This window comes from Streptomyces sp. NPDC058375 (genome assembly GCF_042723425.1).
Taxonomy (GTDB): Bacteria; Actinomycetota; Actinomycetes; order Streptomycetales; family Streptomycetaceae; genus Streptomyces; species Streptomyces durocortorensis.
In genome coordinates this window covers 1-21,615 of sequence record NZ_JBHXJG010000121.1, presented here as the reverse complement: position 1 = coordinate 21,615, position 21,615 = coordinate 1, and the positions used below count along the sequence as shown (strand labels likewise).

General features: G+C 72.0%; 20 protein-coding genes. 10 read left to right on the top strand and 10 right to left on the bottom strand.

What is annotated here, in order from left to right; all coding sequences use genetic code 11:
* Positions 1-135 precede the first annotated feature (135 nt).
* Together ACFWM7_RS20205 and ACFWM7_RS20200 are read left to right on the top strand one after the other, a co-directional pair.
* The gene (locus tag ACFWM7_RS20205; protein WP_383262539.1) at positions 136-678 is read left to right on the top strand and encodes a GNAT family N-acetyltransferase; all 543 of its coding nucleotides are present in this window, start codon (positions 136-138) and stop codon (positions 676-678) included.
* A 52-nt stretch (positions 679-730) separates the two neighbouring features.
* Positions 731-1,057: a DUF6980 family protein gene (locus tag ACFWM7_RS20200; protein ID WP_383262538.1), complete on the top strand. Its 327-nt coding sequence runs from the start codon at positions 731-733 to the stop codon at positions 1,055-1,057.
* On the opposite strand, the gene ACFWM7_RS20195 is transcribed toward ACFWM7_RS20200, so the two are convergent.
* Entirely contained in the window at positions 1,036-1,302 is a 267-nt protein-coding gene (locus ACFWM7_RS20195; protein ID WP_383262536.1) for a hypothetical protein, read from the bottom strand. The genes ACFWM7_RS20200 and ACFWM7_RS20195 overlap by 22 nt on opposite strands.
* A 291-nt stretch (positions 1,303-1,593) precedes the next feature.
* On the opposite strand from ACFWM7_RS20195, the gene ACFWM7_RS20190 reads away from it, so the two are divergent.
* Positions 1,594-2,139, top strand: a complete 546-nt coding sequence (locus ACFWM7_RS20190; RefSeq protein WP_383262535.1) for a nucleotidyltransferase domain-containing protein — start codon at positions 1,594-1,596, stop codon at positions 2,137-2,139.
* Positions 2,140-2,333: 194 nt separating this feature from the next.
* A complete protein-coding gene (locus ACFWM7_RS20185) occupies positions 2,334-3,113 on the top strand; it encodes a D-Ala-D-Ala carboxypeptidase family metallohydrolase (RefSeq protein ID WP_383262534.1) in 780 nt (259 codons plus the stop codon).
* 337 nt (positions 3,114-3,450) lie between these two features.
* Here the strand turns inward: ACFWM7_RS20185 and ACFWM7_RS20180 are convergent, their stop codons facing one another.
* The gene (locus tag ACFWM7_RS20180) at positions 3,451-4,824 is read right to left on the bottom strand and encodes an NAD-dependent succinate-semialdehyde dehydrogenase (RefSeq protein WP_383262533.1); all 1,374 of its coding nucleotides are present in this window, start codon (positions 4,822-4,824) and stop codon (positions 3,451-3,453) included.
* A 196-nt stretch (positions 4,825-5,020) separates the two neighbouring features.
* Here ACFWM7_RS20180 and ACFWM7_RS20175 point away from each other — a divergent pair, with 196 nt between their 5' ends.
* Positions 5,021-5,347, top strand: coding sequence for a hypothetical protein (locus tag ACFWM7_RS20175; RefSeq protein ID WP_383262532.1), 327 nt, complete (start codon positions 5,021-5,023; stop codon positions 5,345-5,347).
* A 352-nt stretch (positions 5,348-5,699) separates the two neighbouring features.
* Entirely contained in the window at positions 5,700-6,701 is a 1,002-nt protein-coding gene (locus tag ACFWM7_RS20170; RefSeq protein ID WP_383262530.1) for a glycoside hydrolase family 6 protein, read from the top strand.
* Between the two features lie 192 nt (positions 6,702-6,893).
* Here ACFWM7_RS20170 and ACFWM7_RS20165 read toward each other — a convergent pair whose 3' ends face one another.
* Complete coding sequence (locus tag ACFWM7_RS20165) at positions 6,894-7,319, bottom strand: Rid family hydrolase (protein ID WP_383262529.1); 426 nt, start codon at positions 7,317-7,319, stop codon at positions 6,894-6,896.
* Positions 7,320-7,469: 150 nt separating this feature from the next.
* On the opposite strand from ACFWM7_RS20165, the gene ACFWM7_RS20160 reads away from it, so the two are divergent.
* Positions 7,470-7,970: a MarR family winged helix-turn-helix transcriptional regulator gene (locus tag ACFWM7_RS20160; RefSeq protein ID WP_383262528.1), complete on the top strand. Its 501-nt coding sequence runs from the start codon at positions 7,470-7,472 to the stop codon at positions 7,968-7,970.
* A 6-nt stretch (positions 7,971-7,976) separates the two neighbouring features.
* Here the strand turns inward: ACFWM7_RS20160 and ACFWM7_RS20155 are convergent, their stop codons facing one another.
* Positions 7,977-9,500 carry a DUF6056 family protein gene (locus tag ACFWM7_RS20155; RefSeq protein ID WP_383262526.1) on the bottom strand — a complete coding sequence of 508 codons (1,524 nt, stop codon included), beginning with the start codon at positions 9,498-9,500 and terminating at the stop codon, positions 7,977-7,979.
* Between the two features lie 8 nt (positions 9,501-9,508).
* Positions 9,509-11,050, bottom strand: coding sequence for a glycosyltransferase (locus ACFWM7_RS20150; protein WP_383262524.1), 1,542 nt, complete (start codon positions 11,048-11,050; stop codon positions 9,509-9,511).
* A gap of 483 nt (positions 11,051-11,533) precedes the next feature.
* Between ACFWM7_RS20150 and ACFWM7_RS20145 the strand changes: the two genes are divergently transcribed.
* Both ACFWM7_RS20145 and ACFWM7_RS20140 read left to right on the top strand, forming a co-directional pair.
* Positions 11,534-13,660, top strand: a complete 2,127-nt coding sequence (locus ACFWM7_RS20145; protein ID WP_383262541.1) for a TPM domain-containing protein — start codon at positions 11,534-11,536, stop codon at positions 13,658-13,660.
* A 57-nt stretch (positions 13,661-13,717) separates the two neighbouring features.
* Complete coding sequence (locus ACFWM7_RS20140) at positions 13,718-14,431, top strand: PspA/IM30 family protein (protein WP_383262523.1); 714 nt, start codon at positions 13,718-13,720, stop codon at positions 14,429-14,431.
* 18 nt (positions 14,432-14,449) lie between these two features.
* On the opposite strand, the gene ACFWM7_RS20135 is transcribed toward ACFWM7_RS20140, so the two are convergent.
* The 5 genes from ACFWM7_RS20135 to ACFWM7_RS20115 all read right to left on the bottom strand — a co-directional run bounded on the left by ACFWM7_RS20135 (position 14,450) and on the right by ACFWM7_RS20115 (position 19,845).
* Positions 14,450-17,017, bottom strand: coding sequence for a SpoIIE family protein phosphatase (locus tag ACFWM7_RS20135; RefSeq protein ID WP_383262540.1), 2,568 nt, complete (start codon positions 17,015-17,017; stop codon positions 14,450-14,452).
* A gap of 214 nt (positions 17,018-17,231) precedes the next feature.
* Positions 17,232-17,711, bottom strand: a complete 480-nt coding sequence (locus ACFWM7_RS20130; protein ID WP_383262521.1) for an ATP-binding protein — start codon at positions 17,709-17,711, stop codon at positions 17,232-17,234.
* A 200-nt stretch (positions 17,712-17,911) separates the two neighbouring features.
* The gene (locus tag ACFWM7_RS20125; RefSeq protein WP_383262520.1) at positions 17,912-18,313 is read right to left on the bottom strand and encodes an NUDIX domain-containing protein; all 402 of its coding nucleotides are present in this window, start codon (positions 18,311-18,313) and stop codon (positions 17,912-17,914) included.
* 341 nt (positions 18,314-18,654) lie between these two features.
* Positions 18,655-18,855 (bottom strand): SPOR domain-containing protein, encoded by a 201-nt coding sequence (locus ACFWM7_RS20120; protein ID WP_383262518.1) that lies wholly within the window; start codon positions 18,853-18,855, stop codon positions 18,655-18,657.
* Positions 18,856-19,092: 237 nt separating this feature from the next.
* Positions 19,093-19,845 (bottom strand): GntR family transcriptional regulator, encoded by a 753-nt coding sequence (locus ACFWM7_RS20115; protein ID WP_383262517.1) that lies wholly within the window; start codon positions 19,843-19,845, stop codon positions 19,093-19,095.
* Between the two features lie 296 nt (positions 19,846-20,141).
* Between ACFWM7_RS20115 and ACFWM7_RS20110 the strand changes: the two genes are divergently transcribed.
* Entirely contained in the window at positions 20,142-21,563 is a 1,422-nt protein-coding gene (locus ACFWM7_RS20110) for a glycoside hydrolase family 18 protein (protein WP_383262516.1), read from the top strand.
* The last annotated feature ends 52 nt before the right edge of the window (positions 21,564-21,615 follow it).

Here is a 21,615-nt window from a genome sequence, read left to right as displayed (position 1 = left end):
GACAAGCCCGGGGGCTTCGCCCCCACCGCCTGACCTGCACCGCTGCCGCCACCGCTCCGGTTACGCCCCACCGTGCCTGCAGGCACGGTGGGGCGTCCCGCTGTCCGGGCAGGGGGCCCGGCCTACACTCCCGGTGTGACAGCCAAGGAGCCGGTGATCCGCCCGGCGGCCCCGGCCGACCTGGACGCCGTGGCTGAGATCTACACGTACTACGTCCGCCACACCGTGATCACCTTCGAGGAGACCCCTCCGCCGGCGGCAGCCTGGCACCAGCGCCTCGACGACCTCGCCGCTCGTAGCCTGCCGTTCCTGGTCGCCGCGTTGTCCGGCGAAGTCGTCGGCTATGCGTACGCGGCCCCTTGGCGCCCCAAGCCCGCCTACCGGCACACCGTGGAGAACTCGATCTACCTCGCCCCCGACCGCACGGGCCGAGGTCTCGGCGGAGCGCTGCTGGAAGCCCTGCTGACCGCCTGTGCCGGGGCTCACGTACGGCAGATGATCGCCGTCATCGCCGACACCGGAACTGACGCCTCCGTCGCGCTGCACCGCCGTTACGGCTTCACCGACGCGGGCCGTCTGGCCGCCGTCGGCTACAAGCACGACCGCTGGATCGACACCGTGCTGATGCAACGAACGCTCGGCCACCCGGAGGCGGTTGCCCCCGACCTGAATCGCTGACCGGATCGTGATCTACTTCCGTGGTCCGGCTGATCGACGAGGAACCGAGGCGATGACCGACCACTGCTGCGAGGTGATGACGACCCGGGTGAACTGGCACTGCGACCAGCACGACACCCCCTTCACCTGCCCGGACGCGCTGATTCGCTTCAGCGCCAGGTTCCAGGAGTACGGGTTGATCATCCATGACGGCGGCGCATCGACGATCGGGACCGACTTCTGCCCGTGGTGCGGACAGCGCCTCCCCGAGTCCCAGCGGGATCGCTGGTTCGACGAACGGGAGCGTCGCGGGGTCGATCCATGGGAAGACCCGATCCCGGCCGAGTTCCAGGACGAGGGCCGGCTTGCTTCGCCACGTCAGGAGCGGAGCGACCGTTGATCTGCTTCTGGACCAGGTTCCCTCAGCGCCTTTTTCCTTGCGCGGGCGCGGCCCACGGCCTGGTTGGCGCCTTCCAGGGCCATGACGGTGACCACGACAGCGATCAGGCGCAGCCACCACGGGAAGCCGAAGAACTCCCCGCACACGTAGCCCGTGCCGACCGATATGACGAGTCCCACCGCGAACGGGAGCGTCTCCACCTCGCCGTTCGAGGAGGTCGACCGCGATGGTGATGGTGATGCCATGCCGAACGCACGCCCTTCCTGTCACTGATTACGGAAGAACTCGCCGCATTCATCGGCGAATTACCGGACGTCACCCGGAAACGGCGCGCGGCGCGCACCCTCACTCCCCCGTACACTTCCCCTGCTGTTGAGCCGCATGACGACGATGTGGTCAGCATCGAACACGGCTGCCACGGACCCTAGTCGGAGCTGATCATCGTCTCAACTGCGGCCCGCTGTCGGCGTTCGCACGGCCGGGGGAAGCCCTGTTAATCGCTGGAGACCAGCTCGGGGCGGCCCTACCTTCGTACGGTGAGCCATTACTCGATGCCGGCCAAGGACGCACTCGCCCTGCTGGAGCGGTTCCGCGCCCATGGCGTGGATGCGTGCGTGGGCGGCGGCTGGGGCGTGGACGCGCTGCTCGGGACGCAGACGAGAGAACACTCCGACCTTGATCTGTGGGCGCCGGCCGCACACCTTCACCCGTTGTTCGCCGCCTTCGCGGAGGCCGGCGTCGACCGCATCTTCCCGTGGCCCGGCGACAGGCCCTGGAACTTCGTCCTGCACGACGGCGTTCGACTGCGGGTCGACCTGCACCTCTACGAGCGCCTCGCGGACGGATCGCTGCATTACGGCTCCGCGGTGGACGGCGATACCTTTCCGGCAGAGGCACTCGACGGAGACGGTTCGATCGCCGGGACCGCGGTGCGGTGCGAGTCGGCCGAGTGGGCGGTGCGCTTCCATACGGGATACCCGGCCCGCGAGGTCGATCGCCACGATGTGCCCTTGCTGTGCCGGCGGTTCGGCATCCCCCTGCCTGAGGGTTTCGGGCCGTTCGAGGAACCACGCGACGCGTGAAGCCGCGCCCACGGCCGATGCATCGCCCTCGCCCTGTCCTGGCCAACGGCGTCGAGCGCATCTGCCAGGGGGCAAGACTCCCCGCTGGGCCCGCCTCCCTCTGGCAGCATGTTGACATGCCCTTGACACTCGTCAGCCCGCGCCCGAGGCTCGGAATCCCCATGGCCAGCATGACGACAATGAGGTGCACCCCCATGCGATCACGCCCCATCGGATTCCTCCTCTCGGCCCTCGCCGGCGCGGCCCTCGCGTTCGGCGGGACGACCACCGCCGCCTCCGCGAGCCCGACACCGGCCCCCGATTCCGTACCGTCCGGAAACGTCGGTACGGCCGACGCCTGCTACACCTGGAGCGGAACCCTCCAGGAGGGCTCCAGCGGCGAAGCGGTGCGTCAGCTCCAGATCCGGGTCGCGGGCTACCCGGGCACCGGAAACCAGATCGCCATCGACGGAGCGTTCGGCCCGGCCACGAAGGCGGCCGTGCAGCGTTTCCAGGCCGCTTACGGGCTGGCCGCCGACGGCATCGCCGGATCCGCGACGTTCAACAAGATCTACCAACTGCAGGACGACGACTGCACCCCGGTCAACTTCACCTACGCCGAGCTGAACCGCTGCAACTCCGACTGGTCCGCGGGCAAGGTCAGCGCCGCCACCGCCCGCGCCAACGCCCTGGTGACCATGTGGAAGCTCCAGGCCATGCGGCACGCGATGGGTGACCGGCCCATCACCGTCAACGGCGGCTTCCGCAGCGTCTCGTGCAACAGCGCCGTCGGCGGCGCGGCCAACAGCCGCCACCTGTACGGACACGCGGCGGACCTCGGCGCGGGGGCCCAGGGCTTCTGCGCCCTCGCCCAGGCAGCACGCAACCACGGCTTCACCGAGATCCTCGGCCCGGGCTACCCGGGCCACAACGACCACACCCACGTCGCCGGGGGCAGCGGCCGCTTCTGGTCCGCGCCCAGCTGCGGCATCTGACGCCGCAGCGCCCTCCCGCACGTACGGGGGCCTCCGCTCGGCGGACCGGAGGCCCCCGTACTCGTACGTCATACGTCGCACCAGGAGGGCTACCAGCCCATCCCCCACCACCAGGGCCGCCGCCGCCAGCAGCACGCACAGGGCGCCGTTGACGATCCGGTGCTCCCAGAACACCGCGACGAACTCCCGGATCGGCGCTCTTGCCGCCGAGCGGTTCGCACTGCGCGGGGAGACGGCCGTCGTGGAGCGTGGCCTTGAGGATGCGCTCGCCGCCCGTGGTCCGCATGGCGTACTCGACGGACGCGGGGCCGGTGGCGGCAGAACGCCGTACCGGATGTCAGCGCACCAGCCGGACCAGCTTGTGGTTGGCGAACTCCTCCATGCCGAACCGGCCCAGCTCCCGGCCGAAACCGGACCGCTTGACCCCGCCGAACGGCAGTTCCGCCGCGGTGCCGGACGGGGCGCCGACGAACACCATGCCGGTCTGCAGGCGCTGGGCCACCCGCTCGGCCTGGGCGTCGTCGTCGGTCTGGATCGAAGCGCTGAGACCGTAGGGCGAGTTGTTGGCGAAGTCGACGGCCTCCTCCTCGGAGCCGACCTTGAACAGCAGGGCCACCGGCCCGAACAGCTCTTCCTTGTAGGCCCGCATGTCGGGGGTGATGCCCGCGAGCACGGTGGGCTCGTACCAGGCGCCGGGGCGGTCGATGCGCTTGCCGCCGGCCAGCACCGTGGCCCCCTTGGAGATCGCGTCCTGGACCTGCTCGTCCAGGGTCTCGAGCGCCTTCTCCGACGAGAGGGGGCCCATGAAGGTGCCCGGGTCGGTGGGGTCGCCGACCCTGATGGACCGGACCGCCTCGGTGAAGGCGGTCGAGAAGCCGTCGTAGTGCTCGTCCAGGGCGATGATGCGCTTGGCGGCGTTACAGGCCTGGCCCGCGTTGCCCATCCGGCCGATCAGCGCGTTCTTCACCACCTCCTCCATGTTCGACGCACCGAGGATCAGATACGGATCGGAGCCGCCCAGCTCCAGCACGACCTTCTTCAGGTTGCGGCCCGCGATCTCCGCGACGGCCGCGCCGGCCCGCTCCGAGCCCGTCAGCGAGACGCCGTGGATCCGGTCGTCACCGATCAGCGTCTCGACCTGCTCGTTGGTGGCGAAGATGTTGACGTACGCCCCCTGGGGCAGGCCCGCGTCCAGGAACAGCCGCTCCATCGCCAGCGCCGACTCCGGGCACTGCGGGGCGTGCTTGAGCAGCACCGCGTTGCCCAGCATCAGGTTCGGCGCGGCGAACCGGGCCACCTGGTAGTACGGGAAGTTCCACGGCATGATCCCCAGCAGGGCGCCGACCGCCTCCTTGCGGATGACGGCCCGGCCGCCGGACGCGACGTCCAGCTCCTCCGCCTCCAGGAAGCCCTCGCCCCGGTCGGCGTAGTAGCGGTAGATGGACACGACGGTGCGGAGCTCCCCGAGGGCCTGCTTGACCGGCTTGCCCATCTCGCGGGTGATGATGGCGGCGAGCTGGTCCTTGCGCTCCTCGTAGAGGTCCGCGACCCGTCGCAGCACATCGGCCCGCTCCGCTGCCGGCCGGGCGGCCCAGGCGCGTTGCGCGTCGTCGGCCAGGGCGAGCGCGTCGCGCAGCTCGCCGTCGGTGGCGGTGGGGTACTCCTGTTCCGTCTCACCGGTGGCAGGGTTGACGACTCGGTACGTACTCATGACTTCCTTCCGTGGGGGCATCCGGACGAGGTCCGCGCGAGCCGGAGACGGCCGCAGGACAACCGGGCGGACATTCGGGTACCCATCCGGCAGATGCGAACACCTCGCCCTTCCCGCCGCGCTCACGGCTCCGCTCGGCCGAACCGTGCCGGGGCAGGTCCCGCCCGGTCGCAGGGAACCGGCCCATCATGAGGACATGCCATCGCAGAGCGGCGGCCCGGACCGGACGGACGACGGGCGATACGTGATCATCAAGGGACGGCGCTGGCGGGCGACCGACCCGGCCCTCCCCGAGGACGCCGCCGCTTCCCTGCGTTCCCACCTGATGGCGGCGCGGCGGGCGGTACGGGAGGCCCGACGCACGACGGACGATGCCGCACTGCGCCGGGCGCGCGAACGGGTACAGCGAGCGAAGGTCGCGCTCGGAGAGCGCGGCGACCCGTGGTGGGAGCAGTCGGAGCGGGAGCGCGCCCAGCGGTGGCGCGACGGACTCGCGTGGTTCGACGGTCACGGTGAGCACTGAGCCGCTGCTCCGCGCCGGCGCGGGCAGCGGGTGCTCCCCGTGGCGGCAGGCCGGACGGTGAGCGGTCTCGGGCACGGCTTCCACCTCGACCTGCCGGATCCGGGGCCCCAGCGCGTCCACCAGCCCGCTGCCTGAACTCCCGTGTGTGGTGCAGTCGTTGCCGGACTCATTGACAGCGTCGCGCCCCGCTGTCACCGTCTCGACTGACGGCGGCAGTCGCGGACCGGATCCCCGCCGGTCCGCGATACGCACGCACACCCCACCCCCGCCCCCACCACCTCACCTGGGTGCCTCCCTCCCCCACCGTTCGGCCGCCGCAGTTTGGGAGCGCTCCCACAGAAGGGCCGCACTCGTGAAGAGACTTCTGCGCACGCTCGTCGCCTCGACCTTCGCCTGCCTTCTCCTCCCCCTCGGCGCAGGACAACAGGCCACCGCAGCCGGCGCCCCCGCCACCTCGGCCATCCAGGCCGACCCCATCGGCATGACCAGCGGGTTCTACACCGACCCCCACTCGACGCCCGCCGTCTGGGCCGCCGCGAATCCCGGTGACGGCCGGGCCGCCGCCATTCGGGACAACATCGCCTCGCGGCCGATGGCCCGCTGGTTCGGGGCCTGGAGCGGCGACATCGGGGCGGCGGTCGGCTCCTATGTGGGCGCGGCCGACGCCGCCGACAAGCTGCCCGTCCTCATCGCGTACAACATCCCGGGCCGCGACGCCTGCGGCGGCCACTCCGGCGGCGGCGCCGGCACCCCGAGCGCGTACCGCACCTGGATCTCCGCGTTCGCCTCGGCCATCGGCTCGCGGCCGGCGCTGGTGGCCATCGAGCCTGATTCACTGGGCGACTTCAGCTGCCTGAGCCAGGCCCAGATCGACGAGCGCAACGGGATGCTCCGAGACGCGCTCGACCGGTTCACCGCCCACGCCCCCAACACCTGGACCTACCTGGACGCCGGAAACCCGGCCTGGATCGACGCGGACACCATGGCGCAACACCTCAACGGCGCGGGAGCCCGGCAGGCGCACGGCTTCACACTGAACATCTCGAACTACTACGGCACCGGCGAGAACTCCGCGTACGGCAACGCCATCAACGGCTCCCTGTCCGCGTCCTACGGCTACACGAAGCCGTACGTCATCGACACCAGCCGCAACGGCAACGGCTCCAACGGCGAGTGGTGCAACCCCGGTGGACGCCGGACGGGGACGGTCAGCCAGGGGACCGGCGGCGGGGCCGAGATGCTGCTCTGGCTGAAGACCCCGGGCGAGTCGGACGGCGACTGCGGGGCCGGGGCCGGTTCCGTGGCCGGGCAGTTCCTGCCGGAGGTCGCCTACAAGATGATCTACGGGTACTGAACCTTCCCGCGTACGCCCCACCTGGCCGTCCGTCTTCGTCGGACGGGCGGCCAGGCGCGCAGAGCTGCGTCGGTCATCGCCTGGAGTTCGTCGCGGCAGACTCCGCTCGCGGCCTGCACGGCGATCCCGAAGGCCAGGGTCGTCACGTAGCGGGCCGGCCCCCCGCCGGGGCCCCGCCCCGGGGGGCGGCGATCAGGCTCCGGAGCCGGCGATGGCGGTGACGCGGATCTCCACGCGCATGGCGGCGAGGCCGAGGACCGTGACGCCGGTCTCGGTCCAGATCGGCGCACGGCCGCCGAGGCGGCGGCGGAACTGCTCCGCCATGACCCGGTTGTGGTCCTCGCCGATGACGTCGCCCCCCGGCACGACCTTGTGGTACGAGTTCACGTGGATGACGTCCCTCCAGGTCGCGCCGACCGTGGCGAGCGCGCGCTCCACGTTGTCGAAGGCCTGGACGATCTCGTCCTCCAGCGAGTCGGGGATGTTCAGGTCGTCGTCCACCCCTGCCTGGCCGGAGATCTCGACCCGGTCGTCGACGCGAACGGCGCCGCTGTAGCCGAGGGCCGCGTGCAGCTTCTCGCCGTAGCCCGGAACGATGCCGAAGGTGACGGTGCTCATGATGCTTCCTCTTCCCGCACCCCAGGGGTGCGTTTCCGCTCCTATGACTTCACGCGTAAAGTGATAGTAGCAATCGATGACTTCAAGCGCAAAGTCATCGGGGAGCGCGCCGAGGAGACGGGAAGACCGATGAGCAACAAGGAGAGGCCCATGGACGAGCCGGACGGCAACGCGGACGGGCAGGCGGCCGACGAGCAGCCGCGCTGGCTGGACGAGCAGGAGAAGGCGGCGTGGACGGGGCTGATCTCCCTGGTCCTGCTGCTGCCCGGCAAGCTGGAGTCGCCGCTGCGGCAGGAGCACGGCGTCGCCCTGTTCGAGTACCTCGTCCTCAGCCATCTCTCCGAGGCCCCGGGCCGCAAGCTGCGGATGGGCGAGCTCGCCTTCCTCGCCAACGGGTCGCTCTCCCGGCTCTCCAACGTTGTCAAGCGGTGCGAGCAGCGCGGCTGGATCGCCCGGACCCCCGACCCGGCCGACGGGCGTTACACCCTCGCCGAACTCACCGACGCGGGCTTCGCCATCGTGCGCGAGGTGGCTCCTACGCATCTGCGCACCGTGCGCGGCCTCGTCCTCGACTCCCTCAACACGGCCGACCAGAAGGCCCTCGTCCGCATCGCGGAGAAGATGCGGATCGTGCCCGATGACTTCGGCTGACCTCCGTCAGCGCCCCCGGGCCCCGTCCGTGACGCGGTCGAGGTCGTAGAGGTCGGCGACGCAGCCTCCGGGCCAGTATTGGTCCCCGCCCTTGCTGAACGGCTCCAGCATCTGACTGATCACCAGGCGCTCGTACGGCAGGACCCGTTCGCCGGACGCCGCCCCCTCGCGCAGCCGGCGGTCCTGGGCGTCCCACTTCTCGGCCCGGTCCCGCATCGCGGTGTCCAGGTTGCTCAGGGCGATGGCCGGGCCGACGCAGACCAGGACGCAGAGCGCCGCGCACACGGCCTTCGCCGGGGCGGTGCGGCGCATATGGCGGCGGGCGGCCAGGCCGAGCAGGGCTCCCGCGCCGACGAGGAGGAGCACGTACAGCAGGAGGTAGTCGTTCCACAGCCGGTTGGCGCTCGGGTCGCTCACCCGGTCGCCGAAGACGGGGTAGGCGATGACCGTGCAGAGGTAGCCGGAGACCAGGAGCACCAGCGCCCCGGCCGTGACGAGCAGCGGCCAGTGCGCGGGCGGGCGGGGCCTCGTCCCGTCCGCCCCTCTTCGGCACAGCAGCCCCAGCAGGACGCCCACCGCGACCCCGCCCACGTACTGCCAGGTGGTGACCACGGTGACGGTGATCTCGGCGAACGCGCGCAGCGAAGCGGCGAGGGAGCCGGGGGCGAGCAGGGAGGTGGTCTCCGCCCCGAAGCGGTCCCTGCGGTTCGTGGAGCCGGGCGAGGTGATGAGGACGAGCGCCCCGGCCACCGTCCCGGCGATGCCCCCGGCGCACCACAGGCGCACGAACCCCCGGTCGGCGGCGGGGACGACCCGGCCGGAGACGAGGAGCGCGGCCAGCAGCACCATCACCACGACGATCGCGGTCTCCTCGGACAGCGTGGCGAGGAAGGCCGCCGCGAGCACCGCGACGGCGATCGCGACCGTCTGCCCCCGGCGGGTCCGGGCGAGCAGGAGCGGGATCAGCGCGGCGCAGGCCAGGACGGGCGGCAGCGTGTGCGAGACGGACGCGGCGGGCCAGTAGAACGTCTTGTACGTGTTCGGCGTGACGAACAGGAACAGCGCCGTGGACATGGCCGCGAGCAGCAGGGGCAGCCCGCGCGGGGTGCGCAGGCCGGCCCGGCGCAGCGCCAGCACGGCCACCGCCCACAGGACCGCGAGCACCAGGACCCCGCTGACCAGGGGGAACCACTGGTGTCCCGCGACCTGGAACTTCGCGTACGCGCCGACCAGGAGCGCGTTGGCGACCCGTCCGTTGTCGTCGAAGTAGAACTTCCCGAGGAGGCCGCTGACGCCTTCTTCCCGTACGAGCGGCAGGAAGCACCAGTCGTCCGCACCGGGCCGCACCCACCGCCCGAACCAGGACGCGGCGGCGAGCAGGGCGAGCGGCGGGAGGGCGAGGGCGCTCACCCAGAGGGCCGTCCAGGGGCGGTCCGAGGGGGATTCGGCCCGGTCCGGCCCGGACCGGTCCGTCACGGTCGCGTTCCGCCCGTCCTTCGGGGCGGCGGTTACGGGAACCTCGTCGGACATCGCTGCCTTCACCGGTCCTGGGGCGAGCGGGTGGGCAGGGGTGCGGGCGCCGGACGGCCCCGCAGCGGCTCGGCCGGGCCCTTCGATCCGCCCTCGCCGTCCGGTACGGCAGCGGCCGCCTTGGTCTGGCCCGAGGTGATCGCCCACCGCGCCAGCAGGAACGAGACGGGCGTGACGAGGACGCCGGCCGCCAGCGCGGCGAGGTTCTTGTCCATCCCGAGACCGCTCACCGCTCCGTAGAGCAGCGCCCCCGACGCCACCAGGTTGACCAGGCTGGAGAGGGGATAGCGGACGAACGCGTGCCAGGTCGGGCGCGTCCGGATGGTGACGTAGGAGTTGAGCAGGAACGAGCAGACGATGCTCACCACATAGCCGATGACATGGGCGGCCAGGTAGGGGATCCAGCGGTTCAGCGAGGCGTAGATCCCGAGGTAGACGGCGGTGTTCACGCAGCCGATGAGGACGAAACTGCCGAACTGGCGGGCGGTACGGGACCGGCCCGGGGTGAGCGCGGGATCCTTGCCCGGGTTCGCGTCCGCCGTCGGCCGCGCGTCCCTGGTGAGCTGCGCGTCCCTGGTGAGCTGTGCGCGCGGCGGCGGACTGTCCGGCAGCACCGCCCGGCAGGTCGCGTCCGTCTCCCGTACGACGTACGGCGGGCGGTGTTTCGCCTCGTGGTAGATCCGGCCCACGTACTCGCCGATGACTCCGAGCGTCACCAGCTGAATACCGCTGAGGGCGACGACGGCGATGAGGAGGGTGGCGTAACCGGGCGTGTCCACGCCGTGCAGGACGACCCGCACGACGGTCCACAGTGCGTAGACCAGGGCCGAGACGAAGACCCAGAAGCCGGTGTAGATCGCTAGCCGGAGCGGCCGGTTGTTGAAGGAGAGCAGTCCGTCGATGCCGTAGTTCAGCAGCCGTCTGCTGCCCCACTTCGACCGGCCCGCCACCCGCTCGCTGTTGCGGTAGCGGAAGGTGACCGTGTCGAAGCCGATCCAGGAGAAGATCCCTTTGGAGAAGCGGTTGCTCTCGGGGAGGGACAGGACGCTCTCCACCGCCCGCCGCGACAACAGCCGGAAGTCCCCCGAGCCGTCGATCAGCTCCACGTCCATGCAGCGGCGGACGAGCGCGTAATAGGTGTGGCTGAGGGTGCTGCGGAGCAGGCCCTCGCCCGTGCGGTCGCGGCGCGGGATGACCTGGTCGTAGCCGTGCCGGTGCAGTTCCAGCATGCGGGGGATCAGCTCGGGCGGGTGCTGGAGGTCGGCGTCCATGATCACCACGGCCGACCCGCTCGACATACGGAGTCCGGCGAGCATCGCGGCCTCCTTGCCGAAGTTGCGGCTGAAGGCGGTGTAGTGGACGCGCGGGTCACGGGCGGCGATGGCGTTCAGCAGGGTGCGGGTGCGGTCCCGGCTGCCGTCGTCCACGTAACAGATCTCGAAGCTGTCCCCGAGCGGGTCCAGGACGCCGACCAGGGCGGCGTGGAAGGACTCGATCACCTCGGCCTCGTCGAAACACGGCACGACGACCGACAGCTGAAGGCCAGTCACTCGCCACCTCCGGACTTCGGGCCTCTCGCGGGGCCGGGCCTGACCGGCGCGGTGCCGTCGGCCTCCGGCACCGGGGCCCGGGGCGCGCCACGTCCGTCCCATCTGACGACGGGCGGCGGCCCGCGTCTCTCCGTACACGCGCGGGCGGACCGCTTTGCCGCGCCCTTTCATGCGAACAGCCGACGCGGGACGGCACAACCGCTCAGGGGGACGGCGGATGCGGATCGGTGGATCGCCGGGTCGCGGGGGCGTAAGGGCGGACATAGCCTCGCAAAGGTGACGTCTCCCCGACTGCCAGGGGCCACCGGCCGCCCCGCCGCGCCGTCCGCCGCACCGTTCGCCGCACGGTCCACCGTGCCGTTCACCGCACTACCCAGGCCGTCCGCCGTGCCGTTCCCCGCGCTGCCCACCAGGCCGTCCGCCGCGCCGTTCCCCGCGCTGCCCACCAGGCCGTCCGCCGCGCCGCTCGCCGCCCTGGCCTCTGTGCTGCTCGCCGCCCTGGCCTCCGTGCTGCTCGCCGTGTGCTGGCTGGTGTTCCCCGCCGCCGTGACCGCCCGCGCCGACGACCCCGTCGAGCTGTCCCGGGACGGGCAGATCACCGACCGGGTCGGGGCGCTGGGCGACCGGGCGGGGCAGGTGGAGGACGCCCTCGACCGGTTGTACGACGAGCAGCGCGTCCAGCTCTTCGTGGTGTACGTACGCGATTTCTCCGGCCGGTCCGGACAGACCTGGAGCGACGAGACCGCCGACCGCAACGGCCTGGGCCAGGACGACGTGCTGCTCTCCGTCGCCACCCACGACCGGCAGTACGCCTACTCCGTCGACGCGGACGCGCGGCTCACCGACGCCCAGCTGCGGGAGGTGGCCGGCACCGCGATCGAGCCCGCGCTGCGGGAGAACGACTGGACGGGGGCCGCGATCGGCGCGGCCGACGGCTACGCCTCCGTGCTGGCCGGACGCCCCGTGACCGCCCCCGCGATCACCCCGGGCCCCGCCGACCCCGGAACGGGCGACTCCGGCTCCACCGGCGCGCGCGACTTCATCCTGCCGGTGGCGGTCGTCGCCGGCGTGGGCGCGGTCGGCGTCTACGCGTACGCCCGGCGCAAACGGCGCACGACGACCCGCACCACCCCGGCGGCCACCGGCTGGGGGCGCACTGCGGAGGCGGGCGGTGCGCCGGAGCCGCCGACGCCGCTGCCGGAGCTGGACGCGCGGGCCAAGGAGGTGCTGGTGGACACGGACGACGCGGTGCGTACCAGCGAGGAGGAACTCGGTTTCGCCACCGCCCAGTTCGGCGAGGAGGCGGCGAAGCCGTTCACGGCGGCGGTCGCGCGGGCGAAGGACGAGCTGACGCAGTCGTTCCGGTTGCGCCAGCAGCTCGACGACGCCTTCCCCGAGGACGACGCGACCCGCCGCCGGATGCTGGAGGAGATCCTGCGGCGGTGCGCGACCGCGAACGAGGGGCTCGACACCGTCTCCGAGGACTTCGACCGGCTACGCGCCCTGGAACGTACCGCTCCGGAAGCCCTCGCCACCGTGGAGGCCACGCACCGTGACCTCACCGGCCGGGTCGCGGCGGCCGAGTCGGGTGTGGCGGGGCTGCGCGAGCGGTACGGGCAGGGCGCCGCCGCCCCCGTGGCGGCCGACGTCGAGCAGGCGGAGGACCGGCTCGTCTTCGCGGGCTCGGCCGTGGAGCAGGCCCGTACGGCGGTCGAGGGCAGCGAGAACTCCCGGGCCGCGGTGTACATCCGGGCGGCCGAGGGAGCGGTGGGCCAGGCCGGCACGCTGCTGGACTCGGTGGACCGGCGGGCGGCGGAGCTGGGCGAGGCCGCGGGGAAGCTGCCCGCCGCGCTGACCGAGACGGAGACCGACCTCGCGGACGCGGGTGGGCTGCTCGAAGGGACCGCCGAGGGGGCGTCGACCGCCGATCTGCGCGGCCGGATCGCCCGCGCCGAGGCCGTGCTCGCCGATGTGCGGGGCGCGATGGCCGCGGGACCGTACGACCCGATCGACGCGCTGCGCCGGGTGGAGGAGGCGGACGCGGCCCTGGACGAGGCGCTGGCGGGGGCCCGGGACCAGGAGCGCGGTGAGGCGAAGGCCCGGTCCCTCCTCGATCAGGCGATGCTCACCGCCCGGTCCGCGATCGGGGCGGCGGCCGACTACATCACGACCAACCGGGGTGCGGTCGGCAGCCAGGCCCGTACCCGGCTGGCCGAGGCGCAGCGGCGGTGGGAGCGGGCCCGGGAGCTGTCGGCCACGGACGCGCAGGGGGCGCTGGCCGAGGCGCAGCAGGCGGACGCGCTGGCCGGGCAGGCGATCGCCCTGGCCGAGCAGGACGTCCGCGGCTTCCGTTCCCCGCAGGGCCCCGGCGGGATGGGCGGGCTGGGCGGCGGCGGGGGCGGTGGCATGGGCGGGGCGGTGCTCGGCGGCATCATCCTCGGCGGACTGTTCGGGGGCGGCGGCCGGGGCGGGGGTATGGGTGGAGGCATGGGAGGGGGTTTCGGCGGCGGCTTCGGCGGGGGCGGCCGGGCCGGCGGCTTCGGCGGCGGGCCGGGCAGTTTCGGCGGGGGCGGGACGCGGGGCCGCCGGGGCGGCGGCGGCCGCTTCTGACCGACCGGCACGGCAGAACCACAGCGTGACCCCTCTCGACTTCCAAGGAGCGACCCCATGACCAAGCAGACCATTCTCGGCCGCGTCACCCAGCTCGCGAAGGCCAACATCAACGCCCTCCTCGATCAGGCCGAGGACCCGCAGAAGATGCTGGACCAGCTGATCCGGGACTACACGAACAACATCGCGGAGGCCGAGCAGGCGGTGGCGACCACCATCGGCAACCTCCGGCTGATGGAGCAGGACCACAAGGAGGACGTGGAGGCGGCGGCCGAGTGGGGCGGCAAGGCGCTGGCGGCCAGCCGGAAGGCGGACGAGCTGCGCGGAGCCGGATCGGTAGCCGAGGCGGACAAGTTCGACAACCTGGCCAAGGTGGCGCTCGGCCGTCAGCTCCAGTCGGAGCAGGAGGCGAAGACGGCGGAGCCGACGATCGCCTCGCAGACGGAGGTGGTCGACAAGCTGAAGACCGGGCTGGACCAGATGAAGGACAAGCTCTCCCAGCTGAAGGCCAAGCGTGACGAGCTGGTGGCGCGTTCGAAGTCGGCCCAGGCGCAGAACCAGATGATGGACGCCGTGAAGAACATCGACGTCCTCGACCCGACGAGCGAGCTGAGCCGGTTCGAGGACAAGGTGCGCCGCGAGGAGGCGAAGGCCCTGGGCAAGCAGGAGCTGGCCGCCTCCTCGCTGGACGCCCAGTTCGAGCAGCTGGACAGCCTGGGCGACAGCGCGGAGGTCGAGGCCCGGCTGGCGGCCCTGAAGACGGGCGCGTAACAGCTCCTGCCCCCGGGGTCAGTACATGCTCAGCAGCTGCTCCACGGAGAGTTCGGCGGCCGGCGCCCCGTCCGGCAGGGCCAGTTCGAACCAGACGGTCTTACCGCGCGGGGTCCGGCGCGAGCCCCAGGCGGCGCTGAGCAGGCCGACCAGCTGGAGCCCGCGCCCGCCCTCGTCGGTGTCGCGGGCGCGGCGGCGGCGCGGCTGGACGAGACCGGCGTCCCACACCTCGCAGACCAGGGTGCGGTCGCGCAGCAGCCGGAGCCGGATCTCGCCCTCGCCGTAGCGCAGGGCGTTGGTGACCAGTTCGCTGACGAGGAGTTCGGTGGTGTCGACCAGGTCGTCGAGGTCCCAGGAGAGCAGTTGGCTACGGGCCAGCTCTCGGGCGCGCCCGACCGAGCGGAGTTCGCGCGGCAGCGTCCAGTCCCCGACCGCCTCGGCGGGCAGCCCCTGGATACGGGCCATCAGCAGGGCGATGTCGTCCTCGCCGTGCCGGGTGTCCAGGGTGCTCAGCACGTGGTCGCAGGCGTCCTCCAGCTCCATCTGCGGACCGGTGAGGACGGACCGCAGCGCCTCAAGCCCCTCGTCCAGCGGCTGGTCCCGGGACTCGACCAGGCCGTCGGTGTAGAGGGTGAGCAGGGCGTTCTCGGCGAGCTCGACCTCGACCTCCTCGAACGGCTCGCCGCCGACGCCCAGCGGCATGCCCGGCGGTACGTCGACGAGCCGGGCGGGCCGGCCGGGCTCGACGACGGCCGGGGGGAGGTGCCCGGCGTTGGCGAACGTGCAGCGCCGGGTGACCGGGTCGTAGACCGCGTACACGCAGGTCGCGAGATACACCTCGGAGAGGTCCGCCTCGCGGGACTTCTGCGCGGCACGGGAGGGCCACTGCGCTCCCCCGCTGCCGCCGAGCCCCTCGCTGCGCTCGCCGCCGCCCGGGGAGCCGAGGCCGCGGGCGACCTCGTCGAGGGCGGAGAGCACTTCGGCCGGTTCCAGGTCGAGGAGGGCCAGAGTCCTTACGGCGGTGCGCAGTTCGCCCATGGCGACGGCGGCGCGCAGGCCGCGGCCCATCACGTCGCCGACGACGAGGGCGGTGCGGTGGCCGGGCAGCTCGATCACGTCGAACCAGTCGCCGCCGACCTCGGTGGCGGTGTTGCCGGGCAGATAGCGGCAGGCGATGTCGAGTCCGGCGGCCTCGGGGTCGCCGGGCGGCAGCAAGCTGCGCTGGAGGATCAGGGCGCGTTCGTGCTCGCGGCGGTAGAGGCGGCCGTTGTCGATGCAGACGGCGGCGCGGGCGGCCAGTTCGGTGGCGAGCGCCCGGTCGCGCTCCCCGAACGGCTCGCTGCCCTTCGTACGGGAGAACTGGACGAGGCCGACGACGGTGTCGTGGGCGACCATGGGCACGGCGAGCGTCGACTGCACGAAGCCCATCTCGTCGCCGGGGACGTCCTCGACCCGGCCGGAGCGCAGCGCCATGGCGCAGGGCGAGCCGAACGGGAAGCGGTGGACGGAGCCGAGCGCGGGCGGCAGGTCGTCCGGGCCCGGCTGCCCGCTGCCCGCCACGGCGGTGGGCAGGGCGTCGGCGACCGCGCTGGCGTGGGCCACCCGGCGCAGCTCCGCGGAGCCTCCGGCGGACTCGCGGTGGGCGGGCGCCCAACTGCCGGGCGCGGCCTCCTCGCCGGTGAGGAGGCCCTGGTAGAGGTCGACGGTGGCGAGGTCGCAGAAGCCGGGCACAGCCACGTCGAGAAGCTCGCGGGCGGTGGTCTCCAGGTCCAGGGAGTTGCCGATGCGGGCGCTGGCCTCGTTGAGGAGGGCGAGGTTGCGGCGGGCGCTGGCCGCCTCGCGGGCGGCGATGTGCCGGCGGGTGACGTCGGTGGCGAGGCCGGCGACACCGACCGGGCGGCCGGCCCCGCTGTGCACCCGGTAGAGGTTCATGGACCAGTGGCGGCGCTCGGTGCCGCCGGGGGCGGTGCCGACGAGCTGGAGGTCGGTGACCGACTCTCCGGTCTCCAGGACCCGTTTCAGGGTGGCGGTCAGCCGGTCGGCCTCGGCGCGCGGCAGATAGTCCTCCACCGTGCGGCCCCGGTGGTCGTCGGCCGCGCCGCCGAAGACCGTGGCGAAGCGCTGGTTGGCCCGGACGACGGCGAAGTCCGTACCGAACAGCACGAAACCGAAGGGAGATTGGCCGAATATGGCTTGTGAGGCGGCGAGGTCGGTCTCGATGCGGCGCAGGGCCCGGACGTCGACGACGATGCAGAGCGCGGCCCGCTCCCCGCTGCCCGTCAGACTCGGCATCACATAGACCTCGGCGACGCCGTGCGCCCCGCCCTCGCCGGGCATCCGGAACGGGACGAGGCCCGTCCACTCCTTGCCGTCGAGGATCTCGCCGACCCGCCGATGGCCGTCCGAGCGCAGCTCGGCGGGCATGAAGGCCTCCACCGGGTCGCGGCCGATCGCCTCGGTCGAGGCCATGCCGAACAGGCCCGCGGCCCGGCTGCTCCACTGCTCGATCAGCCCGTCGGGGCCGATCGAGAAGGAGGCGACCCTGATGTAGTCATAGATCGAGCCGGGCGGGCTGCTCTGCCACACGACGTCGCCGGCCGCCCCGACCACATCGCCCGTTGTCCCAGGTATTTCGCTCACGCGACCGTCCCCTCCAGCTCACGCACCGGACCGGTCCTGCCCGCAGTATTCAGCACTACGGCCCCGACCGACACGGCGTTCACGATCACAGCAAGGTCTCAGTCCCTTTCAGCCAGGTTCTGCCCGACCTCTGGTGATCGCTGTGCTTCCCTCCACTCTCCTAACCAGGGAGAGCCAGCTCGAACCACACGGTCTTGCCACTCTTTCCGCGACGCGTTCCCCAGCGACGTGCGGAACAGGCCACGAGCTGGAGTCCCCGGCCGCCTTCGTCGTCGGGTCCAGCACTGCGTTCGGTGGGTGGATCCGGAAGCGGGTCGGAGACTTCCACCAGCAGTCCCGGGGTGTGGGGAGGGTGGTCGGCGGGAGGGTCGCCGGCGAGGGAGAGGCCCCCGCCGGGGGGCGTGAGGTCCCCGTCGGGGTGCGTGACGACCAGGCGTACGCCGATGGGGCCGGAGGCGTACCGGAGGGAGTTGGTCACCAGCTCGCTGACCAGCAGGACCGCCAGGTCGCCCACCGCCGCGTCGAGCCCCCAGGAGCCCAGCGCGCTCCGGACGGCGTGCCGGGCGCTGCGCACGGAACCGGGTTCGGCCGCGAAGGTCCACTCGGCGCAGTCGCCTTCGGTATCGATCACGCCGATCACTTCCCAGGGACGACCACGGGCGCACCCCTTGTGCAAATGGGGACTAAACAGCCCATACCCACCATTGATTGCCCGCTACCGCACAACCCGGTGTTTGGTGCAGACGGCGTACGCGCACGAGCCCCCGCCCACGACGGCCGGAGGTCGGCGGGCCAGCGGGCCAGCGGGCCAGCGGGTCAGCGGGTCAGCGGGTCAGCGGGTCAGCTCAACGCGCCCGTCGCCCTGAGGTCGTCGAAGAGCAGCTGGTCCACGGGCGGCACGAGGGCCCGGTCGGCGAAGGAGAACCACGCCATCTCCTCGATCTCGCTGCTTGCGGCGAGCGTGCCGCGGTAGTCGCCGTAATAGCAGCTCATCCGTACGACGGCGGCGCCGGGCCGGTCGTCCACGGGGGCCTCGTACGTCCCGGCGTGGACGACGGTCTCCCGGATCAGGCCGACCGTCAGCTCCTCCTCGATCTCCCGCAGGAGGGTCTGCAGATCGGTCTCCGAGCCCTCGCGCTTGCCGCCCGGGATGTAGAAGACGTCCTTGCCCCGGGGCCGCGCGCAGAGGATCCTGCCGCCCTCGATCCGCACCCACGCCACCGTGTCGATCAGCACCGCCATCGCGCCACCACTCCGCCCCGCTCGCCGCACCACCGGCGGCTTCCGCGCCCCCGGCCGGGCCGGACCCTACCGCCCGGACGGCCGGGGCGCGGAATGCGGGCGGAGCACGCCGGGACGGGGGCGGCGCGGGGCAGATACTCGGCACTCAAGGGCGCACGCGGGCGCGGGACGCTCCAGGAGGCTCCAGAAGGCCGGAGCGGGGCCCGGGGAGGCAGAACGGCCCTCCCCCGGGCCCGGGGCCCCACGGGGCATCCGTCGCACTCGTACGGACAGACCCGTCCGTGGTGGGCGCCCCTACGGGACCAGCCGAGTCGCACACGCCCACGAGACCGTCCCTCGCGTCAGGACCTGGTGCCCTGACCCACCCGCTCCACCCGGTAGACCTGATGGCGGTGGCGGACGTCGAGGCCGTCGGCGACCTTCTGCGCCTCGGCCTGCGTGGCGTACCTGCCCACCCGGTACCGCCCTCCGCCGTCGTCCTGCCGTATCACCTGCCAAGGGAGCACGGCGCCGCTGTCGCTCATCGTGCCGCTCCCCCGCATATCGCCCCTCTTCCCACCGGCGTGCACGTCTCTAAGGATCCCCAGGAAACCGCAGTACGCATATGCCCGAGCGTACGCCTGACCTTCACTCAGTGCAGGCGGCTTTACACAAAGAGATACACATCCGGCCAACACGAAAGGGGCGCATCCGAAGAATGCGCCCCCTCAATGACCCGTCAGCCCCGGCCGACGCCCCTCACCCGGCCCGACGGGGCGTCACCACGCCCCGCCCGGGGCTCATCTGACCGGCAGGTGGTACGCGACCCGGTACCGGTCGGCCGGCACCACCACGTCGGCCGTCTCCACGGCCCGGCCCGAGGCGTAGTACGTACGCCCGATGACGATGACCACATGGCCGGGCACACCGCCGAGCGCCAGGAGCTCCTCCGCCAGCCCCGGGCGCGCACCGACCTCCTCGGCGACGTTGTCCACGACGACGTCGATCGCGGCCATCCGGTCGACCACCCCGCAGCCGCCCAACGGGCCCTCCTCGGGCAGCATCACGGGGGTCCGGCCCGTGACGGCGAGCGGCTCCCAGGAGGTGGAGAGCATGATCGGCTCGCCCGCCTCCCGGAAGACGTAATGCGTGCGCATCACCCGGTCGCCCGGCTCGATGCCCAGCCGCTCGGCGACCTCCGGGCTCGCCCCCTCCTGCTCACTGCGGGACTCCCAGGTCCCGCGCGCCCCCTCGGCCGTCTGCTCCTGCCGGAACGGACTGGCACCCTTGTCCGGCCGGTAGCCGGAGCGGGCGATCATGCGGGGCACGGGACGCTCGCGCACATACGTGCCGGAGCCGGAGCGCCCCTCGACCAGCCCCTCCGCCATCAGGACCTTCCGCGCCTCCAGGGCGACGGTGTCCGAGACCCCGTACTCCTCGCGGATGCGGGCCTGCGACGGCAGGCGGGTATGAGGCGGCAGCGCGCCGTTGACGATCTTCTCCCTGAGATCGCTCGCCACGCGCAGATAGGCGGGCTGCTCACCGAATGTCACAGGCCACTCCCAACAGGTTGACAGTCTGCGACAGCCTGACAACCGTGGGTTGTACACCGCAAGCATGGGCCAGAGTTTCACCCAATGTGATGATCTTGTGTCGCCCCATGCATACCCCGGGGCCAGGGATCATGCCCACCCGCACGGCCATGAAGTCCGGACGTCCGACAACTCCCGAACCCTTGACCATTTTTGGTCCAGACCAATACCTTCCTGTGCACAGCACGGCTCCCGATTCTTCCTCCCGCTTTCCTTCGCTCCGCCTCCGTACCGGATCACGCACAGGAACGAGCCCCATGCGTCGAAGAAATCTGTCCCGAATCACCATCGCCGGCGTCTCCCTGGCCCTGCTGGCAGGCATCGCCCCCGCGGCCACGGCCGACGGCGGCCACGACCGGAACGACGGCGGCGACCGCGGCAAAGGCCACCACCGCCCCGCGTACAAGAGCATCGGCTACTTCACCCAATGGGGCGTCTACGGACGGGACTTCCAGGTCAAGGACCTGGACACCAGCGGGGCCGCGGCCAAGCTGACTCACATCAACTACGCCTTCGGCAACGTCAGCGCCGAGGGCAAGTGCTTCACCGGCAACATCCCCGGCCAGGCCGACGCCTGGGCGGACTACGCCCGTCCGCTCGACGCGGCGGGTTCGGTGGACGGCGTCGCCGACACCGACGCCCAGCCGCTCGCGGGCAACTTCAACCAGCTGCGCGAGCTGAAGGCCAAGCACCCCGGCCTCAAGGTCATGATCTCGCTCGGCGGCTGGAGCTGGTCCACCCACTTCTCCGACGCGGTCCGCACCGCGGCCTCCCGCAAGGCGCTCGTCGCCTCCTGTGTCGACCTGTACATCAAGGGCAACCTCCCCAAGGACGGCGCGCGCGGCGGCGACGGAGCCGCCGCGGGCCTCTTCGACGGCATCGACGTCGACTGGGAGTGGCCCGGCTCGGCGGCCAACGAGGGCACGGTCTTCCGCCCGGAGGACAAGAAGAACTTCACCGCCCTGATCCGCGAGTTCCGCACCCAGCTCGACGCGTACGCGAAGAGCCAGGCAAAGGCCGCCAAGGAGAAGGACAAGGCCAAGGGCAAGGGACACGGGCACGGGCACCACAAGCCGAAGCCCAAGCACTACGACCTGTCGGCGTACGTCCCGGCCAACCCGAAGGCCATCGACGCGGGCTTCGACGTGAAGCGCCTCATGAAGGACTTCGACTTCGTCAACATCCAGGGCTACGACTACCACGTCTCGGGTGAGAAGACGACGGCCCAGCAGTCGGCCCTGTACGCGAGGAACGACTTCAGCGTCGACCGGACGGTGCGCGACTGGGTCCGCCGCGGTGCGCCCAAGCACAAGATCGTGGTGGGCATGCCGACGTACGGCCAGGGCTGGACCGGCGTGACGGGCGGCGGTACGGGCCTGGGGCAGCCGGCGACGGCCCCGGCTCCGGCCACCTGGGCGGCGGGCTACGAGGACTACAAGGTCCTCAAGCAGCTGGCCGCTTCGGGGACGTACAAGGTCCACCGCGATGTGAAGAACGGCCACGCGTGGCTGTTCGACGGTACGACGCTGTGGACGTACGACGACCCGCAGGTGCTGCGCACCAAGGCCTCGTACATCCGGGACAAGGGGCTCGGCGGGGCGATGTTCTGGTCGCTGGACGGCGACACGGAGAACGGCGAGCTGATCACCGCGGTCGACCGCGCGCTCAACCGCCGCTGATCTCGCGGTAGGTACGGCCGAAGGGGCCGGGACGGTCGCACGACGCGACCGC